This is a genomic window from Olivibacter sp. XZL3 (genome assembly GCF_004368405.1).
Lineage (GTDB): Bacteria > Bacteroidota > Bacteroidia > Sphingobacteriales > Sphingobacteriaceae > Olivibacter.
The window spans coordinates 1-1,089 of sequence record NZ_SBJH01000050.1 but is presented as its reverse complement, the minus strand read 5'-3'; the positions used below and the strand labels follow the sequence as shown (position 1 = coordinate 1,089).

At 41.0% G+C, this 1,089-nt stretch carries 1 protein-coding gene; it reads right to left on the bottom strand.

The features are described 5' to 3' along the window. Positions 1-58: 58 nt before the first annotated feature. Positions 59-1,089: IS3 family transposase (locus EPX21_RS11325; RefSeq protein ID WP_134089808.1), on the bottom strand; the 1,031-nt coding region annotated here is incomplete at its 5' end.

Genomic DNA, 1,089 nt, shown 5'->3' with positions numbered 1-1,089 from the left:
TGTACGTCTTCAAACTAAATTAGACACATTAGGATGAAACCTTAAGGAGACTTTCGAGTTATAAATTTATTAATTTTTGTTGATTATACAATTGTCTTCTTTTATTCAGAGAATCGATTTTTACCTGTTGTCTTTTTTCCAAAATTCTTTCAGATCGTCCACAGTAGACATCTGCAGGTGTTAAGTTTTGCAGCGATTCGTGATAACGTCTGTTGTTATAGTTGTCCACAAAGTTTCCCAGGGCTTCGATAAGTTCTTCTGGATGGTAAAAGTGGTTTAATTTCACTACGTTTTTCATCGTTCTGTGATACCGTTCAATTTTCCCCTGTGTCTGCGGATGCATCGGTCTGCCGTGAACCTGCTTCATCTTCATATCCTCTTTGAGATATGTTTTTAGCTCGTTTGAAACATAACAAGGGCCGTTATCTGACAGCAACTTTGGTTTGGCTTTCGATTTTAGTCTTGCTTTCTCAATGGCTGTATTTACCGTTCTTTTCACATCTTCTGCATTCATTGAATCGCACAGCTCCCAATGGATAATGTAGCGGCTGTAATCGTCCAGAACCGTGCTCAGATAGTACCATCCCCAACCGACAATCTTAAAATAGGTAAAGTCGGTCTGCCACATCTGGTGCACAAAGCTGGTTTTATCCTTGAACTCATTTGCTGCTGAGATAAGGATATGGTTCGGTGCGGGGATCAGATCCCGCTGTTTCAATATCCGATAGACACTGGATTCTGATATGAACACACCTTGTTCATCGGTGATTTTGTGGGCCAGTTCCCGGGAGGATAATTCCGTGTGATCCAAAGCAACTGCAACCACCAGATCTTTTTGTTCTTCCGGAATGCTGTTCCATTGTCTTCTAGATACTCGATGGCCTTGTTTCAGTCCGTCATAACCGTTCTGAAGATACTTCTGATACCATTTGTAGAATGTACTTCTATGGATGCCGAAGCTTTCCAGTGTCCGCTTCACACCGATGTCACTAGTGGTGGCGCTTTGTATGATCTCGTATTTTTCTGCCGCTGATAATCTCATATATTTTCGGTATTTATGGATTAATCCAGCATGTCCAAACTTTTTTT